Source organism: Falsiroseomonas sp. (assembly GCF_041690465.1).
In the GTDB taxonomy this organism is placed as follows: Bacteria; Pseudomonadota; Alphaproteobacteria; order Acetobacterales; family Acetobacteraceae; genus Falsiroseomonas.
In genome coordinates this window covers 1-16,528 of the sequence record NZ_JAWLHG010000035.1, presented here as the reverse complement: position 1 = coordinate 16,528, position 16,528 = coordinate 1, and the positions used below count along the sequence as shown (strand labels likewise).

General features: G+C 70.3%; 19 protein-coding genes. 7 read left to right on the top strand and 12 right to left on the bottom strand.

The features are described from left to right. Positions 1 to 36: 36 nt before the first annotated feature. From ACESM1_RS23575 to ACESM1_RS23550, 6 genes are all read left to right on the top strand, one after another. Positions 37 to 819, top strand: a complete 783-nt coding sequence (locus ACESM1_RS23575; RefSeq protein WP_411278380.1) for an ABC transporter ATP-binding protein — start codon at positions 37 to 39, stop codon at positions 817 to 819. After that, positions 816 to 2,045: a phenylacetate--CoA ligase family protein gene (locus tag ACESM1_RS23570; RefSeq protein ID WP_372623664.1), complete on the top strand. Its 1,230-nt coding sequence runs from the start codon at positions 816 to 818 to the stop codon at positions 2,043 to 2,045. The genes ACESM1_RS23575 and ACESM1_RS23570 overlap by 4 nt, the downstream gene beginning before the upstream one ends. Beyond that, positions 2,042 to 3,664, top strand: a complete 1,623-nt coding sequence (locus ACESM1_RS23565; RefSeq protein ID WP_411278378.1) for an acyl-CoA synthetase — start codon at positions 2,042 to 2,044, stop codon at positions 3,662 to 3,664. Before ACESM1_RS23570 ends, ACESM1_RS23565 begins: the two co-directional genes overlap by 4 nt. A 5-nt stretch (positions 3,665 to 3,669) precedes the next feature. Further along, entirely contained in the window at positions 3,670 to 4,842 is a 1,173-nt protein-coding gene (locus tag ACESM1_RS23560; protein ID WP_372623663.1) for an isovaleryl-CoA dehydrogenase, read from the top strand. 63 nt (positions 4,843 to 4,905) lie between these two features. After that, positions 4,906 to 5,322, top strand: a complete 417-nt coding sequence (locus ACESM1_RS23555) for a rhodanese-like domain-containing protein (RefSeq protein ID WP_372623662.1) — start codon at positions 4,906 to 4,908, stop codon at positions 5,320 to 5,322. Further along, a complete protein-coding gene (locus ACESM1_RS23550; protein ID WP_372623661.1) occupies positions 5,322 to 5,783 on the top strand; it encodes a DUF3237 domain-containing protein in 462 nt (153 codons plus the stop codon). The genes ACESM1_RS23555 and ACESM1_RS23550 overlap by 1 nt, the downstream gene beginning before the upstream one ends. Positions 5,784 to 5,786: 3 nt before the next feature. On the opposite strand, the gene ACESM1_RS23545 is transcribed toward ACESM1_RS23550, so the two are convergent. The 3 genes from ACESM1_RS23545 to ACESM1_RS23535 all read right to left on the bottom strand — a co-directional run bounded on the left by ACESM1_RS23545 (position 5,787) and on the right by ACESM1_RS23535 (position 8,155). Further along, positions 5,787 to 6,461, bottom strand: a complete 675-nt coding sequence (locus ACESM1_RS23545) for an amino acid ABC transporter permease (RefSeq protein ID WP_372623660.1) — start codon at positions 6,459 to 6,461, stop codon at positions 5,787 to 5,789. A 22-nt stretch (positions 6,462 to 6,483) separates the two neighbouring features. Beyond that, complete coding sequence (locus ACESM1_RS23540) at positions 6,484 to 7,164, bottom strand: amino acid ABC transporter permease (RefSeq protein ID WP_372623659.1); 681 nt, start codon at positions 7,162 to 7,164, stop codon at positions 6,484 to 6,486. Between the two features lie 154 nt (positions 7,165 to 7,318). Next, positions 7,319 to 8,155: a transporter substrate-binding domain-containing protein gene (locus ACESM1_RS23535; RefSeq protein ID WP_372623658.1), complete on the bottom strand. Its 837-nt coding sequence runs from the start codon at positions 8,153 to 8,155 to the stop codon at positions 7,319 to 7,321. Between the two features lie 175 nt (positions 8,156 to 8,330). Here ACESM1_RS23535 and ACESM1_RS23530 point away from each other — a divergent pair, with 175 nt between their 5' ends. Continuing rightward, the gene (locus tag ACESM1_RS23530; RefSeq protein ID WP_372623657.1) at positions 8,331 to 8,537 is read left to right on the top strand and encodes a hypothetical protein; all 207 of its coding nucleotides are present in this window, start codon (positions 8,331 to 8,333) and stop codon (positions 8,535 to 8,537) included. Here the strand turns inward: ACESM1_RS23530 and mtnA are convergent. The 9 genes from mtnA to ACESM1_RS23485 form a co-directional block, all read right to left on the bottom strand. Then, on the bottom strand, positions 8,519 to 9,616 hold the full coding sequence (mtnA, locus tag ACESM1_RS23525) for an S-methyl-5-thioribose-1-phosphate isomerase (protein WP_372623656.1): 1,098 nt from the start codon (positions 9,614 to 9,616) through the stop codon (positions 8,519 to 8,521). The two genes, ACESM1_RS23530 and mtnA, sit on opposite strands and share 19 nt — an antisense overlap. Before the next feature lie 13 nt (positions 9,617 to 9,629). Further along, positions 9,630 to 10,097: a UPF0262 family protein gene (locus ACESM1_RS23520; protein WP_372623655.1), complete on the bottom strand. Its 468-nt coding sequence runs from the start codon at positions 10,095 to 10,097 to the stop codon at positions 9,630 to 9,632. Between the two features lie 9 nt (positions 10,098 to 10,106). Further along, complete coding sequence (locus tag ACESM1_RS23515; RefSeq protein ID WP_372623654.1) at positions 10,107 to 10,532, bottom strand: DUF983 domain-containing protein; 426 nt, start codon at positions 10,530 to 10,532, stop codon at positions 10,107 to 10,109. Positions 10,533 to 10,747: 215 nt separating this feature from the next. Continuing rightward, a complete protein-coding gene (locus ACESM1_RS23510; protein WP_372623653.1) occupies positions 10,748 to 11,086 on the bottom strand; it encodes an Hpt domain-containing protein in 339 nt (112 codons plus the stop codon). 188 nt (positions 11,087 to 11,274) lie between these two features. Further along, positions 11,275 to 11,949 carry a lipid-binding SYLF domain-containing protein gene (locus ACESM1_RS23505; protein ID WP_372623652.1) on the bottom strand — a complete coding sequence of 225 codons (675 nt, stop codon included), beginning with the start codon at positions 11,947 to 11,949 and terminating at the stop codon, positions 11,275 to 11,277. A gap of 111 nt (positions 11,950 to 12,060) precedes the next feature. After that, a complete protein-coding gene (locus tag ACESM1_RS23500) occupies positions 12,061 to 12,696 on the bottom strand; it encodes a histidine phosphatase family protein (protein ID WP_372623651.1) in 636 nt (211 codons plus the stop codon). A gap of 32 nt (positions 12,697 to 12,728) precedes the next feature. Next, the gene (locus tag ACESM1_RS23495; protein ID WP_372623650.1) at positions 12,729 to 14,021 is read right to left on the bottom strand and encodes a family 1 glycosylhydrolase; all 1,293 of its coding nucleotides are present in this window, start codon (positions 14,019 to 14,021) and stop codon (positions 12,729 to 12,731) included. 38 nt (positions 14,022 to 14,059) lie between these two features. Next, positions 14,060 to 15,295 carry an alpha/beta fold hydrolase gene (locus tag ACESM1_RS23490; protein WP_372623649.1) on the bottom strand — a complete coding sequence of 412 codons (1,236 nt, stop codon included), beginning with the start codon at positions 15,293 to 15,295 and terminating at the stop codon, positions 14,060 to 14,062. Between the two features lie 303 nt (positions 15,296 to 15,598). After that, positions 15,599 to 16,429, bottom strand: coding sequence for an ABC transporter permease (locus tag ACESM1_RS23485; protein WP_372623648.1), 831 nt, complete (start codon positions 16,427 to 16,429; stop codon positions 15,599 to 15,601). Positions 16,430 to 16,528 lie beyond the last annotated feature (99 nt).

Genomic DNA, 16,528 nt, shown 5'->3' with positions numbered 1-16,528 from the left:
GACAGCAAGGCTCCCCTGGGAACGGGGGAGCCGCCGCTGCTGGAAGTCAACAACATCGAGGTCGTCTACAGCGATGTCATCCTCGTGCTGCGCGGCCTCTCCCTCGCGGTGCACAGAGGAAAAATCGTCGCGCTGCTCGGCGCCAACGGCGCCGGCAAGTCCACCACGCTCAAGGCCATCTCCGGCCTGCTGAAATCCGAGGAAGGCGAGGTCACGCGCGGCGACATCCGCTTCGCGGGTGAACGCCTCAACGGCATCGAGGCGCACCAGATCGTCCGCAAGGGCATCTTCCAGGTCATGGAAGGCCGCCGGATCGTCGCCGACATGACCTGCCTGGAAAACCTCCGCCTTGGCGCCTTCACCCGGACCGATGGCGATGTGAAGCGTGATATCGAGATGGTCTATGGCTACTTCCCGCGCCTGAAGGAACGCACCGGCCTGGCGGGCTATCTCTCCGGCGGCGAGCAGCAGATGCTGGCCATCGGGCGCGCACTGATGGCGCGCCCGAAGCTGATCCTGATGGACGAGCCCTCCATGGGCCTCTCGCCGCTGCTGGTGAAGGAGGTCTTCGGGATTATCCGCCGCCTGAACGAGGAACTCGGCATCACCATCCTGCTGGTGGAACAGAACGCCCGCATGGCGCTCTCCGTCGCCAGCTACGGCTACGTGATGGAGCAGGGCAAGGTCGTGCTGGACGGCACGGCAGAGGCGCTGGCGAACAACGAGGATGTGAAGGAGTTCTACCTCGGCGGCCATGGCGCGGAGCGCAAATCCTTCCGCAACCTGAAATCCTACAAGCGGCGGAAGCGGTGGCTGTGAGCGGGTTCTTCGACGCGCAGGAGATACAGTCGGCCGAGGAGCGGGCGGATGGTATCGCGTTACGCCTGCCGAAGGCGGTGCTGCGTGCGAAGCAGGCGCCGGCCTATGCCGAGTTGCTGGACGAGGTGGATGCGGTCGGCGTGACGGATCTGGAGGTGCTGGCGCACCTGCCCGTGACGCGGAAGTCCGAACTGATCCGCCTGCAGGCCGAGGCGCCGCCGCTCGGCGGCTTCAATGCCACGCCGATGCGCGACATGGTGCGGATCTTCGCCTCGCCCGGCCCGATCCATGAAGGCCAGGCGGACGGCCTCGATCCCTGGCGCTTCGCGCGCGCGCTGCATGCCACCGGCCTGCGCCGCGGCCAACTGATGCACAACTGCTTCGCCTACCACTTCACGCCCGCGGGCTTCATGCTTGAAGGCGGCGCGCGCGCGCTCGGCTGCCCGGTCTTTCCCGCCGGACCCGGCAACACCGAGGCGCAGGCGCGCGCCGCGGCGCATCTCAGGCCCATCTGCTACGCCGGCACGCCGGACTACCTGAAGGCGATCCTGGAAGCGGGCGAGGCGCTCGGCCTCGATCTCTCCTCGCTGAAGCTCGGCCATGTGACGGGCGGCGCCTATCTGCCGGCGCTGCGCGCCTTCTACGCCGATCGCGGCCTGACCGTGCTGCAGAGCTACGGCACCGCCGATCTCGGCTGCATCGCCTATGAATCGGAGGCGCGCGATGGGCTGATCTGCGACGAAGGCGTGCTTGTCGAGATCGTCCGCCCCGGCACCGGCGACCCCGTGCCGGACGGCGAGGTCGGCGAGGTGCTGGTCACGCTGCTCGATGCGCCGGATCCGCTGATCCGCTTCGCCACCGGCGATCTCTCCGCGATCCTGCCGGGCACATCGCCCTGCGGCCGCACCAACACGCGCATCAAGGGCTGGATGGGCCGCGCCGACCAGGCGACCAAGGTGCGCGGCATGTTCGTGCGGCCGGAGCAGGTGGCGGAGATTCTCCGTGCGCATCCCGGTCTCGGGCGCGCGCGCCTCGTCGTCGGCAGTGCCGAGGGGCGCGACACGATGCTGCTGCGCATCGAGACGCCGGTGCGCGACGCATCGCTCGTGGAGAGCCTTGCGAAGTCGCTCCAGGGCATCACCCGCCTGCGCGGCGAGGTGCGGCTCGAGGAACCGGGCGCGCTGCCGAACGACGGCAAGGTCATCGAGGATACGAGGCCGGCATGACCGCGCTGTTGCCGCCCGGCGACAGCTACGACGGGGTCGCGGCACGCTTCCGCTGGGACATCCCCGCACGCTGCAACATCGCGGAGGAGGCCTGCGACCGTTGGGTCGGCAGCGGCCGCACGGCGCTGATCCACCTGCACGAGGACGGCCAGGTCGAGCGCATCACCTTCGATGAGTTGCACCGCCGTGCCTGCCGCCTCGCGAATACGCTGGCTGCGCAAGGCATTGCGCGCGGCGACCGCATCGGCGTGCTGCTGCCGCAGTCGCCGGAGGCCGCGGTGGCGCATCTCGCCGCCTATCGCATGGGCGCCGTCGCCGTGCCGCTGTTCCTGCTGTTCGGCGAGGAGGCGCTGGCCTATCGCCTGGCCGATTGCGGCGCGGCCGCGCTGGTGACGGATCAGGCCGGCCTCGCGAAGCTCGCCGTCATCCGCGACCGCCTGCCCGATCTGCGCTGCGTGCTGGCGCTCGGTGGCGGCGATGCGCTCGACCTGCGTGCGGAGATGGCGCGCGCGCAGGACAAATACGCTTGCGTCGCGACGGGCCCCGACGATCCGGCCGTGATCATCTACACCTCCGGCACGACCGGCAGTCCGAAGGGCGCGCTGCATGCGCATCGCGTGCTGCGCGGCCACCTGCCCGGGGTCGAGCTGCCGCAGGAGCGCTTCCCGCAACCCGGCGACCTGTTCTGGACCCCCGCCGACTGGGCCTGGATCGGCGGGCTGTTCGATGTGCTGCTGCCAAGCCTGTTCCATGGCGTGCCGGTGCTCGCGCATCGCATGCCGAAATTCGACCCCGAACAGGCCTTCCGGCTGGTGGCGGAGCACGGCGTGCGCAACGCCTTCATCCCGCCGACGGCACTGAAGATGCTGCGCGCGGTGCCAACCCCGCGCCGCTTCGGCCATCGCCTGCGCAGCCTCGGCAGCGGCGGCGAGACGCTGGGCGCCGAGATCCTGGATTGGGGCCGCGCCGCCTTCGGCCTGACGATCAACGAGTTCTACGGCCAGACCGAGTGCAACCTCGTCGTCTCGAACTCCGCCGGCCTGTTCCCGGTGAAGCCCGGCAGCATGGGCCGCCCCGTGCCCGGCCATGAGGTCGCAATCCTTGACGACCACGGCGCGAAGCTGCCAGCCGGCAGCGAGGGCGCCATCGCCATTCGCGCGCCCGACCCCGTGATGTTCCTGCGCTACTGGAACCGGCCCGAGGCCACGGCAGAGAAGTTCCGCGGCGAATGGCTCATCACCGGCGACCGCGGCATCGCGGACGAGGACGGCCACATCTTCTTCCTCGGCCGCGACGACGACGTGATCACCTCCGCCGGCTACCGCATCGGCCCCGGCGAGGTGGAGGATTTCCTGCTGAAGCATCCCGCAGTGCTGGCGGCCGCCGTCATCGGCCTGCCCGATGCGCTGCGCACCGAGCGCGTGACCGCGGTGATCGTGCCGAAGCCGGGCGTCACGCCCGATGCGGTCCTGGCGCGGGAGATCCAGGACTTCGTCCGCACCCGCCTCGGCGCGCATCTCTACCCGCGCCAGGTGGAGTTCGTCGATGCCTTGCCCCAGACCGCCACCGGCAAGATCATGAGAGGCGTGTTGCGTAAGCAATACGCGTCGAAGGAGTAGCCACCATGGCCGCCAACCAGATGCCCATGCTCGATCACGATCTCGGTGACGAGATCGACGCGCTGCGCGACACCACCCGCGCCTTCGCCGATGAGCGCATCGCCCCGATCGCCGCCGAGATCGACCGCACCGACGAGTTCCCGCGCCACCTGTGGCCCGAGATGGGCGCGCTCGGCTTGCACGGCATCACCGTGCCGGAGGAATACGGCGGCGCCGACATGGGCTATCTCGCCCACACAGTCGCCATGGAGGAGGTCAGCCGCGCCAGCGCTTCCGTCGGCCTCTCCTACGGCGCGCATTCCAACCTGTGCGTGAACCAGATCCGCATCAACGGCAGCGAGGAGCAGAAGCGCCGCTACCTGCCGAAGCTGGTTTCCGGCGAGCATCTCGGCGCGCTGGCGATGAGCGAACCGGGTGCGGGCTCCGACGTCGTCTCGATGAAGCTGCGCGCGGAGAAGCGCGGCGACCGCTACGTGCTGAACGGCACCAAGCTGTGGATCACCAACGCGCACTACGCCGAAACCATGGTGGTCTATGCGAAGACCGAGCCCGATGCCGGCCCCAAGGGCATCACCGCCTTCATCGTGGAGCGCGGCTTCAAGGGCTTCCGGCCCGCCCAGAAGCTCGACAAGCTCGGCATGCGCGGCAGCCCCACCTCGGAGCTCGTGTTCGAGGATTGCGAGGTGCCGGCCGAGAACGTGCTCGGCCAGGTGAATGGCGGCGTGCGCGTGCTGATGTCGGGCCTCGACTACGAACGCGCTGTGCTGGCCGCCGGCCCCATCGGCATCCTGCAGGCGTGCCTGGATCTCGTCGTCCCCTACATCCATGACCGCAAGCAGTTCGGCCAGCCCATCGGCGAGTTCCAGTTCATCCAGGGCAAGGTCGCCGACATGTACACCGCGCTGAACGCGACCCGCGCCTATGTCTATGCCGTCGCCCGGGCCTGCGACCGTGGCAGGTCCAGCCGCAAGGATGCCGCCGGCGCGATCCTGTTCGCGGCGGAGGCCGCGACGAAGGCGGCGCTCGACGCCATCCAGATCCTCGGCGGCAATGGCTACATCAACGACTACCCGGCCGGCCGCCTGCTGCGCGATGCCAAGCTCTACGAGATCGGCGCCGGCACCAGCGAGATCCGCCGGCTGCTGATCGGCCGCGAGATTTTTCGCGAAACCGCCTGATCCGACGTTGTGCCGCCCGACGCGGCGACCCATCCTCCGCGGCAACGGCAAGGAGAGGACACCATGGCCGGCGTACCCGATGTCAGCCCCCGCGCCACCTGGCAGGAACTGGCGCACGACAAGGACGCGATGCTGGTGGATGTTCGCACCGACGCGGAGTGGAACTTCGTCGGCGTGCCGGACCTCGAAGGCCTCGGCAAGCAGGTCGCGCTGATCCCCTGGCAGGTCTATCCCAGCATGCAGGTCAACGGCGCCTTCGCCGAGCATCTGCACCGCGCGGGCGCCACCCCGGAGACGAAGCTCTACTTCATCTGCCGCTCCGGCGCGCGATCGCTGGCGGCCGGCCAGGCGGCGCAGGCCGCGGGTTTTCCGCATGCCTTCAACGTCGCCGACGGCTTCGAGGGCCCGGTGGATGCCGAGGGCCATCGCGGCACCGTCGCCGGCTGGAAGGCCGATGGCCTGCCCTGGAGACAACGCTGATGGACCCGCTGCCGCTGAAGTCGGACTTCCTCTTCCGCATGGAGCTGACCGTCGAGGGCACGCTGCTCGGCGCCACGCCCGTCGGCGAGCGCCGCGTCGGCCTGGTCACCGGCGGGCGCTTCCATGGCCCGGCGGCCAGCGGCGTGGTGCTGCCGGGCGGCGCGGACTGGATGCTGACCGGCAGCGACGGCGCCACCCGGTTGGATGTGCGGGCGATGCTGCGGGCCGAGGACGGGCAGCTCATCGGCATCACCTACACCGGCCTGCGCGCCGGCCCGCCGGAGGTGCTGGCGCGGATGGCCGCCGGCGAGGTGGTGGATCCCGCCACCTACTACATGCGCACCGCGATCCGGTTTGAGACCGCCCCCGGTCCGCTGGACTGGCTGAACAAGGTGCTGGCGGTCGCGATCGGGCAGCGTCCCCCGCAGGGGCCGATCTACGACGTGTATGCCGTCCTGTGACGGCTACCGCCGCCCCGCCAGCTGCCGGTTCTCCAACCGCGACAGCAGCCGCACGAAGGGCCAGAGCAGGATGAAGTAGGCCACGGCGGCGACCACGATCGGCGTCGCATTGAAGGTTACGCTCTGCGCCTGGCGGGCCTGGAACAGCAATTCGGGCAGCGCGACCACGCTGGCGATGGAGGTCAGCTTCACCACCTCCAGCGTGTTGCCGATCAGGTCCGGCAGCACGTTGCGCACCGCCTGCGGCAGCACCACGAAGATCCAGCGCTGCCAGGCGCGCAGCCCCAGCGCGGTGGCTGCCTCGTGCTGGCCGCGCGGCACCGCCTCGATGCCAGCGCGCAGGATTTCAGCATAGTAGGCGCCGGTGTTCAGCATGAAGGCGATCGCCACCGATCCCCAGGCGCTGAGCTCCAGCCCCGCGAAGGGCAGGCCCGCATAGAGCAGGATCAGCAGCACCAGCGGCGGAATCGCGCGGAAGACGTCGATGAAGCCGATCAGCGGCCAGCGCAGCCAGGGCTCGCGCCGTGTCGAGAGCAGCGCCAGCACGAGCCCCATGCCGAGGCCGAGCGGCACCACCAGCAGCGAGAGCAGCAGCGTCTGCTGGAAGCCGAGCCACAGGATTGGCGCCGCCGCGACCGCGATCTCGAGATTCAGGAAGGCCTGGACGAAGTCGTTCATCGCCGATCCGACCTCCGGGCGCCTATCGCCGCCACGCGAATCGGGTCTCGATCCAGCGCCCGGCCACCACCACCGGCAGGAACAGGATCAGGTAGGCGACCGCCCCCATCATCAGCGGCGTCGGGTTGCCGGAGAAGGCCATGGCCGATTGCGCCGCGCCCAGGATCTCGGCCACCGCCACCACGGAGCCAAGCGCGGTGCCCTTGGTGATGGCGATGGTCCGGTTGGTCAGCGGCGGGATGGCGATGCGGATTGCCTGCGGCAGCACGATCAGCCGCATGGTCGGCAGGAAGCGCAGCCCGAGCGCGCGGCCGGATTCCCACTGGCCCTTCGGCACGGCGCAGATCGAGCCCCAGAAGATCTCTTCCGAGAAGGCCATCAGCACCAGCGTCAGCGACAGCCAGGTGGCCGCGAAGGCGGAGAAGCCGATGCCGGCAGCCGGCAGGCCGAAATAGATCAGCACGATGATCACCAGCGGCGGCAGCGCGCGGAACAGATCCACCACGAAGATGATCGCCCAGTTCAGCGGTCGGATGCCGAGGCTGCGCAGCACCGCGAGCCCCAGGCCGAGGGCGAGCCCGGCGACGATGATCAGCGCGGCGAGCGCGATGGTGACGCCGAGCCCCTCCAGGATCTTCGGCCAGTATTGCGCCGCGACGCGCGCATTCAGGAAGCTGAAGGCGAAGCCTTCCCAGCCGCTCATCTGGCTGCTCTCAAACGCCGGGCGCCGCCTTCGGCGGCTTGGCTTCGCACCACGCGCTGTCGCACTTCGCGTTACTGTCGGTCTGGGCGCGGCGCGCATCCGCGCGCTCGGCCCGCCGGAAATGCGGCGGGCCGCCTGTTTTTCGAATCGGCGCTCAGCACCGCGGCTCGCGCGGCGTGGGATCGTAGCCCGGCAAGCCGGGCACGCCGGTGCCCGGGAAGACGGTGTTCTCGGCGTCGTCCTCGGCCGGCGCGCTGCCGAACCATTGCTGCGAGAGGCGCGCGATCGTGCCGTCCTTCTTCATGCATTCCAGCGCGTTCTCGATCTGCACGCGCAGCGCGGTCGCTCCCATCGGCAGCGGCGCCGACCAATGGGCACGGGTCTCGCGGATCACGAAGTCGGGCACGAATTGCGGCGTGCGGGTCGCGGCGTAGCGCACCACGGTGTTGCCGCCGAGATTCGCATAGGCGCGGCCGGAGACCACCGCCTGCACCGCATCGGGCTGGGTGTCGTAGGTCTGCACGGTGAAGCCGTAGCGGCTGGCATTGGCCTGCGCCCAGGCGTCATAGGCGCTGCCCTTGTTCACGCTGATCGCCTTGCCGCGCAGGTCGTCCATGGAGCGGATCGGCGCGCTGCCGCGGCGGATGCCGAACTGGAAGGCGGTGTAGAGGTAGCCCTCGGTGAACAGCATGTTCTCGGCGCGCTCCCGCGTCGCCGTGGTCGGCGCGCAGAGGAAGTCGTAGCGGCCGGCATTCATCGCCGGGATCAGGCCGGAGAAGCTGGCACTGTCGATCGTCAGCTCGCGGCCGAGGCGCTTCGCGACCTCCTTGAACAGGTCCACGTTGAAGCCCTGCACGCCGCCCTGCATGGTCGGGAAGGCGTGCGGCGCGAAGGTGCCGTCCACCGCGCAGCGCAGCGGCGGTTGTCCCTGGGCCAGGGCCGGGCCGGCCAGGGTCATGGACAGAAGGGCAGCTGTCAGGCTTCGCCGCATGGGGTCTCTCCTCGGTTCTGTGCCTCTGGACAAGATTCCATTCCCCGGCACGGGGCGCCACCCCGCACAGGGAACAATTCACCCATCACGCGCCACAATCCGGCCTTTTCCGCGTCGCCTGCGCGCCGCGCTGCCTGCGTAGAAGGCACATACGCAGTCTCCACGGACGGATGCCATGCACCGCTTTGCGCTAAGCCTCGTGCTCCTCGGCCTGGTCTCGGTCCTGATGACCGTCATACTCGTCATGGGCGATGCGACCCTGCCGGGCCGGGTGCCCCCCTTCCTGGCGGCTCTGCTGGCCGGCCTGGGCGGCGTCGCGCTGGTCGGCGGCCTCTGGCTGCTCGAGCCCCGCGGCCGCGAGCGTCAGAGCCTGTCGGGGTAGAGGGCGGCCAGCCCCGCCTCGCTGGCCTCCGCCCGTCCGCGTTCGGTGATCAGCCCGGTCACCAGGCGGGCCGGCGTCACGTCGAAGGCGGGGTTCGCGGCAGGGCTGCCCTCGGCCACCACGCGCACGGTCTCGATCCGCCCGTCCGCGGTGCGGCCGGTGAGGTCGGTCACTTCCGCCGCATTGCGCTCCTCGATCGGGATCTCGGCGACGCCGTCGCGCACGCCCATGTCGAGGGTGGAATGCGGCAGCGCCACCCAGAACGGCACGCCGTTGTCGCGCGCCGCCAGCGCCTTGAGGTAGGTGCCGATCTTGTTCGCCACGTCGCCCTGCCGGGTGACGCGGTCGGTGCCGACGATCACGATGTCCACCTCGCCATGCTGCATCAGGTGGCCGCCGGCATTGTCCGCCACGACGGTGTGCTTCACGCCGTGCCTGCCGAGCTCCCACGCGGTCAGCGCCGCACCCTGGTTGCGCGGCCGCGTCTCGTCCACCCAGACATGGACATCCAGGCCGAGGTCGTGCGCCTGGTAGATGGGGCTGAGCGCGGTGCCGTAATCCACCGTGGCGATCCAGCCGGCGTTGCAATGGGTGAGCACGTTCACCCGCTCGCCGGGCGCCTTCCGGGCGGCGATCTCCTGCAGCAGCGGCAGGCCGTGCTCGCCGATGCGGCGGCAGGTCTCGACGTCGTCGTCGCAGATCGCCGCGGCCTCGGCATAGGCGGCCGCCACGCGGTCGGTGGGGGCGAGGTTGTGCAGCGCCGCCCGCATGCGATCCAGCGCCCAGCGCAGGTTCACCGCGGTCGGCCGGGTCCGGCCCAGCATCTCCACCACGCGGTCGAGATTGGCGGTGGAGGGATCGCGCCGCAGCGCCAGCGCCACGCCATAGGCCGCGACCGCGCCGATCAGCGGCGCGCCGCGCACCTGCATGGAGCGGATGGCCAGCGCCACCTGGTCCTCGTCGGTCAGGCGCAGGATCTCGACGGTCCAGGGCAGCTTCGTCTGGTCGAAGATGCGGACGGACCAGCCATCCTCGCGATCCACCCAGACGGAGCGGTAGGCAACGCCATCGATCTTCATGGGAATCCGCCCTTCAGATCCGCTGGTGCAGCGCGCAGACCAGCGTGAAGAGCCGCCGCGCCGTCTCGAAATCCAGCTCGACGCGGCCCTTCAGCCGGTCCGCCAGCAATTCCGCGCCCTCGTTGTGCAGGCCCCGCCTTCCCATGTCGATCGCCTGGATCCGCGCCTCTGAGCCGCCCTCGGAGACCGCCTTCTCGTGGCTTTCCACCACCAGGTGGTAGTCCTTGATCAGCCGCCGGAACGGCCCGAGGGCAAGCACCAGCGCGTGCAGCGGCGCATCCTCGGCGTCGCGGATGTCGAGGATCAGCCGCCCGTCGCGCACCATGATGTGCAGGCCGAGCGGCGGGGCGAGCCCCTTCGGTCGGAAGCGGTTTCCTGCCAGCAGATCCTCCACGGCCTGCCGCCGGTCGGCCTCCGCATAGGGACTGGGCAGTGGCTGGGCATCGGGCAGGAAGATGCGGACGAGGTCCCGCTCGGGCATGGCGCTGCGCTAGCGGCTTTCGGGCGGATCGCCGCCATGCTCGGCGCCGGTGAAGCCCAGCTTGACCATCCAGCCCACCACCGCGCCCTTGATCGGCCGCAGCAGCAGGATGCAGGCCAGCGCGAAAAGCGGCAGCCAGACCGCCATGTGCAGCCACATCGGCGGCTGGTACGCCTTCTCGATCCACAGCACCGGCGGCACCAGCAGGTGGCCGGTCAGCAGGATGGTGAAGTAGGGCGGCGCATCATCCGCCCGCAGCCGGCCGAGCCGGGCGCCGCAGACCTCGCAATCCGTCACGGTGAGATAGCCCGTGAAGACGTGGCCCTCGCCGCAGACCGGGCAGCGATTGCGCGCGCCGCGCGAGATCGCCGTCCAGAAACTGTCCGGGGCCTTCATGGTAAGGGCGGGTGCCGAGCGGTCGGGCTCCCAGCGCATGTGGCGTTCCTTCCGGCGTCCTGGCCCGGGAGGCGCCGGAGCGGGGGCGCGCGGCCGATCCGCGCGCTTCCATGCTCCGGCAGGGCGGCGCCATTTGTGCACTGCATCATGGGGTGGAGCGGGTCGCGGATCAAGGACACAGGCGTCCCCGCGTCAGGCGCCGCTCCCCGGCGCCGCCGGACGATGCCATCAGCGGCGGTCAGCCTGGCGCCGACTCAGCGCGGGCGCGGCTTCGCCATGCTGGCGAGTTCGACGAGCACAGCCGCGGTCTCCGTACGGATGCGGGCGATCAGCGCGGGATCTGGGTCGTCGCCAGCCTGCATCGCCTCCCGCGCCGCGGCTTCCAGCCGTTGGGCGCCGATGCCCGCCGCGGTGCCCGCCAGACTGTGGGCGGCACGGCGAAGAGCCTGCGGATCACCACTCTCTGCCGCACGGGCACAATCCTGCGCCAGGCGGTCGAGATCCGCTTCGAAGGCGTGCAGGATCTGGACGAAGTCCGCCTGCGGCACCGCCGATGCCAGTGCGCCGGCGACCTCGGGGTCAATGACGATCACACGTCCGTGTTGCACCGCCGAAGGGGCGTGGTCAATTCTCGTTTTGCAACCTGTGCGCGATCCGACGGCCAGCGATGCCGAATTGCTACTATGCGGTTTCCATGGCTGCGCATGGACGCGGCGCCCCCGCAATCGGCTGCCGGCCGAATCGAGACACGCCGCGCATGTCTTGCGCCGAGGCGCCGCCGCTATTGCCGGGTGCCGAAGCGCATCAGCATCGCACGGAGCGGATCGGCGCCCGGGTTGTGGGCCTCCATTGCCACCACGATCTGCCGGGCCGAGGCCTCCCGCCCGTAATAGGCGCGGGCATAGTCGGGCAGGTAGGTGAGCAGCGAACCCTCCAGCGACATGCCGGCGAACAGCCCGCGGGAGCGGGCGACCGCCACGATGTCGGCGCCCGCGGCGGTGGTGGTGCCGCCCTGGATGCCGGCGCCGAAGGTGGCGAAGGTCAGCGCCGCATCGGCGCCCAGCGTGAACTGGCTGTTCATCAGCGCGGTCAGCCCGCGATCGGTCATGATCATCAGCACCAGCGTCGCGTCCTGGATCCCGGCCTGCAGGCCGATGCTGCCGGAGCTCATCTGGTAGAAGGCGGGCGAGGACCAGGATCCGCCGCCGTCGCGGCCGAGGAGGACGCAGGTGCCGGTCTCGCCGCCGATGATGAAGCCGGCCCGGAAGATCCGCGGGCAGACCATCACCCCCCGCGACCGGCGCAGGAAATCCTGCGCATCCTGCGGGCGGTCGCCGGAGGTCATCACCTCCTGCACGGCGAGCGTCGCGCGGTCCACCAGGGTCTGCTGGGCCTGCTGCGCCAGGGCTGGTGCGGCGACCAGCAGCAGGGCCGCCAGGACGATGCCACGGAACATGAGCGACCTCCGCCAAATTATTGTCGTGCGGGTGATTCTACAGTGATGCGACTCCGCTGTCCAAGGCGCATCCAGGGCGTTTCCGGGGCCGATGCCGGCCAACCCGTCTGGCTATTCCTCCGCGGGCAGGGTGAAGGGCTCCTCGTTCACCGCCGCGACGCGCCAATCGGACCCGATCTTCTCCAGCCGGCTGAGGGCCAGGTTCTTGATCGAAAAGGCCAGGACCGGCAGGCCGCCCACCCCCATCGCATGTGCCAGCGCGGCGCGGATCGAACCGCCATGGGCAACGATCACGACATCGCCACCTGCATTCTCCGCCACCAGCCGGTCAACGGCCGGGCCGACACGGCCGATCACGTCGGTGAAGCTCTCCCCACCGGGCGGCCGCTCATCCACGCCGATGGACCAGAAGGGATGGGCGGGGTGGCGCAGCCGCTCGGCAAAGGCCTCGTGCGGCAGCCCCTCCCATTCGCCGAGATGCTGCTCGATCAGTTCGGGATGGGTCTCGAGCGGGGCTTCGGCGTAGCCGGCGGCGAAGATGGCGGCGGCGGTGGCGCGGGTGCGGGAGAGCGGCGTGATGATCCAGCGCGCCGGCCGCGGCAGCCTTGCCGCGAGCCAGCGATAGGACGCCGCCTCCTGCCGCAACGCCAGTTCGCAGAGGCCGACGTCCATGGCGCCGTACATGGTCAGCCGTGCCGAGGGCTCCACCAGCGCGTGGCGGACGAGAAAGAGGCGGGTGGTGGTCACGCGCCGGCTTTAGCGCGGCGCGGCGTGCGTTGCTACCGCCCGCGCCGCCTCGCCTGCATCGCCCAATAGGCGTCCGGCAGCCCGTCCGTGTCATAGGCGCTCGGCATCACCACCGGCACCTGCAGGCAGAGGGATTGCGCCGGCAGCACCTCCCGCCACTGCTCCACCAGGCGCTTGTAGGCGCGGCCGACCGGGCGGATGCGGCGGTCGAGGTCGTAGAGGCCGACCTTGTCCACATTCCCGTTCACCTCGCGCAAGGCGCTGTCCCAATCCACCTGGTCGGTCAGCGAATACCAGGTGAAGCCGATCACCGGCACGCCGTCGTTGCGCACGCGCAGCACGTTCGCCCATTGCTTCCACAGCCAGCGCTCGGCGTCGCCCGGGTTGTCGTCGCGCAGGTTGGTCTCGGTGTGCATCACCGGCAGGCCGTAGCGATCGTGGTACTGGCCGGTCAGCACGGCGTAGCCGAACACCTCGCCGGAGGCACGGGTGCGGCCGTCCGGCTGCACCAGGTGCTCGTTGGTCCAGTAGTAGTCGTTGCCCATGATGCAGTGGCGCTTCAGCGGCGAGTGCTCGAGGAAGAAGCGGTACTCCTCCCGGGTCATGCCGCCATCCATCAGGTACTCGTACATGCCACTGTCCACACGGCGGCCATAGTTGAGGTCGAGCGAGAGGAAGCGCTCGGCGTTGCGCGCCTCGGCCGGCGCGATCGCGGCGGGGCTCTCGGCGTGGAAGTATTCGGTGCTCTCGGACTGGATGAAGATGGCGTCGGGGCGGACCTTCAGGATCTGCTGCATGGCGAGGATGTTGGCGCGCACGATGTGCTTCAGCGCGGTGACGAAGGTCCGGTCCGTGGTGCCTTCCTCGTTCCACCAGCCGTAGCGCGCGGAGAACAGGGCGCAGATGTACATCTCGTTCACCGGCGTATAGAGCTGCACCCAGGGGAAGCGCTGCGCGAAAGCATAGGCGTATTCGGCGAACAGCGCCGGGAAGTCCGGGTTCTGGAAGTCGCCGATCCAGTCCGGCACGCCGAAATGGCAGAGGTCCACGATCGGGACGATGTCGCGCCGATGCAGCTCGCCGAAGGTCTGGTCGGCGAACTCCCAGTCGTAGCGGCCCTGGCCGAGGAAGCTGGTGTGCAGCGGCGGCCCGTAGCGGAGGAAGGAGAGGCCGAGCTCCTCCACCAGCGTGAAATCCTCGCGCCAGCGTTCGTAGTGGTGGCAGCGCGCCATCTCGTCCACGCGGATGGTGCCACCCTTGATGCGCGGGTTGGAGTTCTCGATGCCGGTGGCGAAGAGAAAGGCGGGCGGGGGAGGGCGCTGCATGCAGGGGCGAACGCGCCAGCGCCCCAAGGGTGGCGGCGTCAGGCCGCCAGGAACGCCTCGATCTCCGCCAGGAAGCGCGGCCAGGCCGGCTCTCCCTCCAGGATCACGTGATTGTCGCTGTCGAGTTCCACGAAGCGCGCGCCCGGGATCCCGGCGGCGATGAGCCGCCCTTCCTCGAAGGGCGAGACGCTGTCGCCGCGGGCGTGCAGCACCAGCGTCGGTGCCGCCACGCGCGGCAGCAGCGCCGTCACGTCGATGTCGTCGCAGGCCTCGCGGATGCGCACCGCCGTCTCGCCGCTGCTGCTCTGCCGCTGCGCCTCCACCCACCAGGCGAGCTGCCCGGGCGAGCTCTTCGGCACGTAGAGGGCGCTGAACATCTGCAGGAAGGCGGAGCGCGGGTCGCCCCAGCCCTGCCGCATTAGCGTCAGGATCGCCTGTGCCTTCTCCCGCTCCACCGGCTGGCCGCGGCGGTTCCGCCCGCGCGCATAGCCGCCGCAGATCACCAGCCGGGTCACCCGGCCGGGATGCGCCGCCGCATGGGCGATGGCCGCCGCCGCGCCCTGCGAGGCCGCCATCAGCGCATATCGCGGCACCGCGAGCGAACCGGCCACCGCCTCCAGGTCGCGCGCGAAGGCGTCGGCCGAGATGTCGGCGACCTCGCGATCCGACAGCCCGCAACCGCGCACGTCGTATCGCACCAGGCGGTTGCGGCCGGCCAGCCGGGTGAGCAGCGGCGCCCAGAGCGGGCTGGTCCAGTCGTGCTCGACATGGGTGAGCCAGGTGCCGGCCCGGATCAACACCGGCCCGTCGCCGGCGGTGGCGACGGCGAGCGTCACGCCGTCCGGCGCGCGGCAGAAGCGCACCTCCTGGCGCGGCGGTGGGTCGGGTGGGGCGGGGGTCGCCGCAGGCGGCGCGGGGGAGGTCGCCGCGGGCGGCGCGGGGGACGCCGCCGCGGGCGGTCCGTCCGTCTCGCACACCTCGCCGACGAAGCGGACGCCACGACGGGCCACGGTGCGGATCATCGCCTGCGCCTCGCCGCTGTCTCCGATGGCCTTGCGTGCGGCGTTGATCCGGCTGGAGAGGGTGGAGTCCGAGACGATGCGCCCGCCCCAGACGCTGCCGATCATGTCGTCCCGGCTCACGACGTGGTCCCGGTGCCGCACGAGATGGGCGAGCAGGTCGAAGACCTGCGGCTCCACCGGCACCAGCGCACCGGCGCGGCGCAGTTCCCGCCGGCCTTCGTCGAGCTCGCAATCGCCGAAGCGGAACAACATGCGCCAAACTGGGCCGGAAATCATCGGCGCCTCAAGCGAAAATCGGCCGGCTCTCAAAGCGGGCAGGGGCGGCCTTCCGCATCATCCCACCATCGTCCCTGCGCGGTGCGGGGCCAGGCGGAGGATCGCGGAATGGCGAAGGCGGATGGGGTGCGGCGGCACGCCGATGGCGCGCTCGACCTGGACCACTACCGGCGCCGGGCGCGCCGGCTGCACCATGGGGCAAGGCGGCGCGGCTGGCAGGCGGCGCTCGGGCTGCTGCGCGGGCTGATGGCGCGCCTCGGCGCGGCGCCGGGGCGGCTGCTACTCCCCGATGTTGAGCAGCGCGCCGCGCACCCGTGCGCCCTCGAACTGGCGCAGGAACAGCCAGCCCATCGCCGCCAGCCAGACCAGGTTCAGCCCGAAGGCGGCGCCGAGGTGGCCCCAGGCGATGCCGCCCTCCAGCAGCGCGGCCCGCATCCCCTCGAAGACATGCGCGGCCGGGATCAGCAGCGCCACAGGCTCGAGCCAGTCCGGTAGCACGGCAACCGGATAGTAGACGGCGGCAAACGGCGTCAGCCCGAACAGCACGGACCAGGCCAGCGGCTCCGCCCCGGCGCCGTGGCGCAGGATCAGCGCGGTGACGCCGAGTGCCACCGCCCAGCCCATCATCATCAGCCCGGCGAAGAACAGCACCACCACCGGCCCCATGCGCCACAGGCCGAAGCCGTAGAGCAGGAAGGCGAGCAGCATCGCCGGGATCACGCCGGCGAACATGCGGATCATGCTCATCCCCACCAGCCCGGCCACCAGCTCCTGCGGGCGCAGCGGGCTGACGAAGATATGGCCGAGGTTGCGCGACCAGATCTCCTCGAGGAAGGAGATCGCGAAGCCCATCTGGCTGCGGATCGCGACCTCCCACAGCAGCACGCCACCGATCAGCACGCCGGCGGCGACGCTGGCGACGTTGTTCTGCAGCCCGGCGAGATAGGCGGTGACGAAGCCCCAAACGACCATTTGGAGGACCGGCCAGTACATCAGCTCCAGCAGCCGCGGCCAGGAGCGGCGGTAGAGCGCGAGGTGGCGGTACATCAGGCCCCAGATGCGTCGTGCGGAGAGCACGCCCGCGGCGTGACGCGCGGCAAGCGCGGTCATGCTGCCTTACCCCTTTCCGTTGCGTGCCGAAGGCTGAGAAGCTGAGGGCGCGCAGGCGATGCGGGTATGGCTGTCATGCTGGCTGCTGTTGATGGTTCA

What these genes read in the sequence shown, in the direction of transcription:
- ACESM1_RS23565 (WP_411278378.1), top strand. Translation starts at nt 2,042, where the DNA reads ATGACCGCGCTGTTGCCGCCCGGCGACAGCTACGACGGGGTCGCGGCA.
- ACESM1_RS23560 (WP_372623663.1), top strand. Translation starts at nt 3,670, where the DNA reads ATGGCCGCCAACCAGATGCCCATGCTCGATCACGATCTCGGTGACGAG.
- ACESM1_RS23555 (WP_372623662.1), top strand. Translation starts at nt 4,906, where the DNA reads ATGGCCGGCGTACCCGATGTCAGCCCCCGCGCCACCTGGCAGGAACTG.
- ACESM1_RS23550 (WP_372623661.1), top strand. Translation starts at nt 5,322, where the DNA reads ATGGACCCGCTGCCGCTGAAGTCGGACTTCCTCTTCCGCATGGAGCTG.
- ACESM1_RS23545 (WP_372623660.1), bottom strand. Translation starts at nt 6,461, where the DNA reads ATGAACGACTTCGTCCAGGCCTTCCTGAATCTCGAGATCGCGGTCGCG.
- ACESM1_RS23540 (WP_372623659.1), bottom strand. Translation starts at nt 7,164, where the DNA reads ATGAGCGGCTGGGAAGGCTTCGCCTTCAGCTTCCTGAATGCGCGCGTC.
- ACESM1_RS23535 (WP_372623658.1), bottom strand. Translation starts at nt 8,155, where the DNA reads ATGCGGCGAAGCCTGACAGCTGCCCTTCTGTCCATGACCCTGGCCGGC.
- ACESM1_RS23530 (WP_372623657.1), top strand. Translation starts at nt 8,331, where the DNA reads ATGCACCGCTTTGCGCTAAGCCTCGTGCTCCTCGGCCTGGTCTCGGTC.
- mtnA (WP_372623656.1), bottom strand. Translation starts at nt 9,616, where the DNA reads ATGAAGATCGATGGCGTTGCCTACCGCTCCGTCTGGGTGGATCGCGAG.
- ACESM1_RS23520 (WP_372623655.1), bottom strand. Translation starts at nt 10,097, where the DNA reads ATGCCCGAGCGGGACCTCGTCCGCATCTTCCTGCCCGATGCCCAGCCA.
- ACESM1_RS23515 (WP_372623654.1), bottom strand. Translation starts at nt 10,532, where the DNA reads ATGCGCTGGGAGCCCGACCGCTCGGCACCCGCCCTTACCATGAAGGCC.
- ACESM1_RS23505 (WP_372623652.1), bottom strand. Translation starts at nt 11,949, where the DNA reads ATGTTCCGTGGCATCGTCCTGGCGGCCCTGCTGCTGGTCGCCGCACCA.
- ACESM1_RS23495 (WP_372623650.1), bottom strand. Translation starts at nt 14,021, where the DNA reads ATGCAGCGCCCTCCCCCGCCCGCCTTTCTCTTCGCCACCGGCATCGAG.
- ACESM1_RS23490 (WP_372623649.1), bottom strand. Translation starts at nt 15,295, where the DNA reads ATGTTGTTCCGCTTCGGCGATTGCGAGCTCGACGAAGGCCGGCGGGAA.
- ACESM1_RS23485 (WP_372623648.1), bottom strand. Translation starts at nt 16,429, where the DNA reads ATGACCGCGCTTGCCGCGCGTCACGCCGCGGGCGTGCTCTCCGCACGA.